The sequence below is a fragment of the Mucilaginibacter sp. genome, assembly GCF_036383575.1.
Lineage (GTDB): Bacteria > Bacteroidota > Bacteroidia > Sphingobacteriales > Sphingobacteriaceae > Mucilaginibacter.
This window is the reverse complement of the sequence record NZ_DASVOB010000071.1, coordinates 1-3,766: the sequence shown is the minus strand read 5'-3', so window position 1 is coordinate 3,766 and position 3,766 is coordinate 1. Positions and strand designations below refer to the sequence as shown.

Here is a 3,766-nt window from a genome sequence, read left to right as displayed (position 1 = left end):
GATTGTGGTTTAATAACACGTGGCTGGGATGAAACTAAAAAGGCGTTAATTGAAATGGTTGAGGCTGCAAAAGCCATCCGAGAAAGTGTGATCAATAATGTAACTGCTTAATGATTTAACTGCAGTGTACCTGTTATGGGTACACTGCAGTTTTATATGCATCATATGACAAAGCATGAAAATAAACATTGCCCGAGGTGTATGGAACCTTTTGAATGCAAAGTGGGCAGCATCCTGTTATGCCAGTGCCAGGGTATCAGCTTCACTGACCAGGAACGCGATTATATCCGCTTGACATACCCTGATTGCCTATGCCGCAAATGCCTGATGGTGATGAAGCATGAGATCAGTACAACTGCAGTTCAGGGGAAAATGAAAACGATACTCGAAGCAATCAAAAAGGGTACTTAATAATACAAATTTTTGATTGTAATCAGACCTTTAGTCTTAAGCTTTATGACTTCTGCTTTTAGCTTCTATGCAATTTCTCCCGCTTCAAACAATTCATCCAAACGCCAGTGCGAATCATTTACCCCACGTTCCATGCCCGATTGCAGCATGCCATCACGATCGGCAACTGATTGAAAAACAGATTGTATAGTTACCTTGGTGCGATTACCGGGCAAAGCTTCAAACCTGGCAGTTTCGAGCGTAACATGGCCGCTTTCAGGTAATCCTTCAAACTCAAACGTTTGGATAATTCTTTCAGGTGTGGTTACATCATGTATCACACCATGAAAACCGTAGTCGTTGCCGGCAGGATCGGTATGAATATAGCGATAAGAGCCTCCGCTACGGCAGTCATATTTATCAATGCGCATTTTAAGTTCGCGCGGGCCGAGCCATCTAACAATAAGATCAGGGTCTGTAAAAGCTTTAAAAACAAGTTCGCGTGGTGCTTCAAATTCGCGGGTTATAAAAAGCTCCTGTTTACCTGGTTCGGCTTTAATGCCGGTTTGATTTTTTGTGGTGATCATAGTGTTTTTATTTAGGTGATTGGTTAATCGTTGTCATAAGCTTCCTGCAAAAGCTTAATGTCCATTTTGGTCATCTGCATCATGGCGCTCATGACCCTTTTGGCTTTTTCAGGATTCTCGTTGTTATAAAGTAATTCGCTCATTACTTCCGGAACAATTTGCCAGGTAACGCCGAATTTATCGTCCAGCCAGCCGCATTGATTGGTTTTGCCACCGTCGGCAGGTAGTGCTTCCCACAAGTAATCAATTTCCTCTTGAGTTTTGCAGTTGATATAAAAGGAAGTAGCAGGCGAAAAATTGAACATCGGCCCGCCATCTAAAGCTAAAAACTGCTGATCTTCTATCCGGAATGTCCCAACGATCATTTTACGACCATTGCCGGGATCGGTAAGGGAACTCAACTCGCTTTCTGAATTTTTAAATACCGAAGTGTAAAATTTCAATGCCTCTTCAAGGTTACCATTGAACCATAAAAAAGGGGTTACTTTTTGGGTTGCTTTAAATGTTGCCATTGGTTTTTGTTTTATTGGTTATAATTTGTTGCTTTTGATAACTCAAAGTTAGCAGCAACGGGAGGGGCCGATAGCGGGCAAAAACGACGAGATAAGGGGGCGTTAGCGACAAATTGATTTTTTATCCCCTTGGCATTTTGCTCATATCCATATAAAGCACATTCCAGCTATGGCCGTCGGGATCGGTAAACAGGCAGCCGTACATCCAGCCATCCATTTCCCGGGGCTTATGGTTGCTTTTGCCACCGGCTTCAATTGCTTTTTGAGCCAGTTCATCAACTTCTTCCTTGTTTTCGGCATCAATAGATAACAGTACCTCTACGCCTTGTGCTGTATCTGCAAGGCCACAATTTTCTACAAAACCTTTAAAGGTAGCTTCGTCAAAAAGCATTACCGTAACATCCTTTTCGCCAACCTGCATCGCTGCAGAATTTGGCCCATTACCAAATTGGGAGTTAAACCTAAAGCCGAGTTTGCTGAAAAACTCTTTTGACACATTTACATCTTTTACAGGCAGGTTGATCCAGAATTGCTTTGTCATAATTGTTGATTTTATTGGTTATCGTTGTTTTTTAATTCCTCAAGCAGGTTGTCAAGCGCATCAAATTTTTCTTCCCAAACTTTGCGGTAACGCTCCACCCATTGCGCAACCTCGTTGAGTTGCTTCAACCTGGGTTCGCAATACCTTTCACGGCCCTGCTTCTTGATGGCTATGAGGCCGCACTCGGTTAAAATTTTTATATGTTGTGATATGGCGGGGCGGCTTACATCAAAATTATCCGCTATAGCATTCAGGTTCATCGGTTTAAACGCTATCAGGTTAATGATATCTCTGCGGGTAGGGTCGGCAATAGCTTGGAAAACATCTCTTCTCATCTAATTAACATGATATGTAAGTGATTGCTTACAAATTTACATGTAAGCAATCACTTACGCAAATTTTTCTTAATATTTTATTTAGATAGCAAAGCGGGGAGAGGTGGATGAGCTGGATACACTAACTACTTCTCAAAAAAATCAGCATCTTTGTGGCCGATAATAGACCCTAACAATATGCTGTTTGAACAAATAAGTCAAAAACCGTTCTTTATTCTTGGTCCGTGTGTAATGGAAAACCAGGAGTTATTATATACCGTTGCCGAAAAAGTAGCCGAGGCCGGGCAGAAATACAATGTCCCGGTGATCTTTAAATCGTCATTTGATAAAGCCAATCGTACGTCAATCCACTCGTATCGTGGTCCCGGTTTGGAAAAAGGCATGGAAATGCTTTTAAAAGTTAAAGAACGTTTTGGCTTGCCTGTTACTACAGATATTCATGAACCATTTCAGGCTGCCATAGTAGCCGAAGTTGCAGATATATTGCAGATTCCGGCGTTTTTATGCCGCCAAACAGATCTGTTGGTTGCGGCTGCACAGACCGGTAAAATTGTTAATGTAAAAAAAGCCCAGTTCCTTTCGGGGCATGATATGTTTTATCCCGCTCAAAAAGTTATTGAGGCCGGCAATAACCAGGTGATATTAACCGAGCGTGGCAATATGTATGGCTATAATAATTTAGCTGTCGATTTTAGGAATATTTATGATATGAAGGCTTTCGGTTACCCGGTTTGCATGGATTGTACGCATTCGGTTCAACGCCCTGGCGGAGCCGGCGGCAAAACAGGCGGCGACCGTACTTTTGTGCCCATGATGGCCCTTGCTGCTAAAGCTTTTGGAGCTGATGGCTACTTTTTAGAAACGCATCCCGATCCTGACAATGCCTTGAGCGATGGCCCTAACATGGTTAAGCTGCATGAACTGGATAAAGTTTTAGCGCCGTTGGTTGGGTAAGTTTTATACGAGTGTCGGGATCTATGAAAGATATAGCAAAAAGAGTTTTTGATATTGAGATAGAATCGCTGCAACATGTGGCCGGTTTAATTGACGACGAATTTCCAAGAGTGGTTGATGTCATCCTTAAATCAACAGGTAAACTGGTTGTTATTGGCATTGGCAAATCCGGGCTTATCGGCAAAAAGATCGCAGCTACGCTGTCCAGTACAGGCACGCCAAGTTTCTTTTTACACCCGGGCGAGGCTTTTCACGGCGATTTAGGCATGGTAAGTTCTACTGACGTTGTTTTGCTGATTTCCTATTCGGGCGAAACTGATGAAGTGCTGAAGCTTATACCATATTTAAAGTGGAATAAGAATGTTATGATTGCCATAACCGGTAATCCGGCATCAACCGTTGCCAAAAACTGTAGCTATCATCTTAATATAAAAATTGAACGAGAAG

Annotated in this window: 7 protein-coding genes; 3 read left to right on the top strand and 4 right to left on the bottom strand. The window is 42.3% G+C overall.

Annotated features, from left to right (window positions below):
- Positions 1-201 precede the first annotated feature (201 nt).
- A complete protein-coding gene (locus VF500_RS02460) occupies positions 202-411 on the top strand; it encodes a cysteine-rich CWC family protein (RefSeq protein WP_330858159.1) in 210 nt (69 codons plus the stop codon).
- A gap of 65 nt (positions 412-476) precedes the next feature.
- Here VF500_RS02460 and VF500_RS02455 read toward each other — a convergent pair whose 3' ends face one another.
- The 4 genes from VF500_RS02455 to VF500_RS02440 all read right to left on the bottom strand — a co-directional run bounded on the left by VF500_RS02455 (position 477) and on the right by VF500_RS02440 (position 2,365).
- Complete coding sequence (locus VF500_RS02455; RefSeq protein ID WP_330858158.1) at positions 477-977, bottom strand: SRPBCC family protein; 501 nt, start codon at positions 975-977, stop codon at positions 477-479.
- 23 nt (positions 978-1,000) lie between these two features.
- A complete protein-coding gene (locus VF500_RS02450; protein ID WP_330858157.1) occupies positions 1,001-1,489 on the bottom strand; it encodes a VOC family protein in 489 nt (162 codons plus the stop codon).
- 121 nt (positions 1,490-1,610) lie between these two features.
- Positions 1,611-2,030 (bottom strand): VOC family protein, encoded by a 420-nt coding sequence (locus tag VF500_RS02445; protein ID WP_330858156.1) that lies wholly within the window; start codon positions 2,028-2,030, stop codon positions 1,611-1,613.
- Positions 2,031-2,041: 11 nt separating this feature from the next.
- Positions 2,042-2,365, bottom strand: coding sequence for an ArsR/SmtB family transcription factor (locus VF500_RS02440; protein ID WP_121225426.1), 324 nt, complete (start codon positions 2,363-2,365; stop codon positions 2,042-2,044).
- 177 nt (positions 2,366-2,542) lie between these two features.
- Here VF500_RS02440 and kdsA point away from each other — a divergent pair, with 177 nt between their 5' ends.
- Complete coding sequence (gene kdsA / locus VF500_RS02435) at positions 2,543-3,319, top strand: 3-deoxy-8-phosphooctulonate synthase (protein WP_330858155.1); 777 nt, start codon at positions 2,543-2,545, stop codon at positions 3,317-3,319.
- A 23-nt stretch (positions 3,320-3,342) separates the two neighbouring features.
- A partial coding sequence (locus tag VF500_RS02430) for an SIS domain-containing protein (RefSeq protein WP_330858154.1) occupies positions 3,343-3,766 on the top strand: 424 nt, incomplete at its 3' end.

Bases quoted from the DNA above. Each gene is read 5' to 3' on its own strand.
- VF500_RS02460 (WP_330858159.1), top strand. From the start codon at position 202: ATGGAACCTTTTGAATGCAAAGTGGGCAGCATCCTGTTATGCCAGTGC.
- VF500_RS02455 (WP_330858158.1), bottom strand. From the start codon at position 977: ATGATCACCACAAAAAATCAAACCGGCATTAAAGCCGAACCAGGTAAA.
- VF500_RS02450 (WP_330858157.1), bottom strand. From the start codon at position 1,489: ATGGCAACATTTAAAGCAACCCAAAAAGTAACCCCTTTTTTATGGTTC.
- VF500_RS02445 (WP_330858156.1), bottom strand. From the start codon at position 2,030: ATGACAAAGCAATTCTGGATCAACCTGCCTGTAAAAGATGTAAATGTG.
- VF500_RS02440 (WP_121225426.1), bottom strand. From the start codon at position 2,365: ATGAGAAGAGATGTTTTCCAAGCTATTGCCGACCCTACCCGCAGAGAT.
- kdsA (WP_330858155.1), top strand. From the start codon at position 2,543: ATGCTGTTTGAACAAATAAGTCAAAAACCGTTCTTTATTCTTGGTCCG.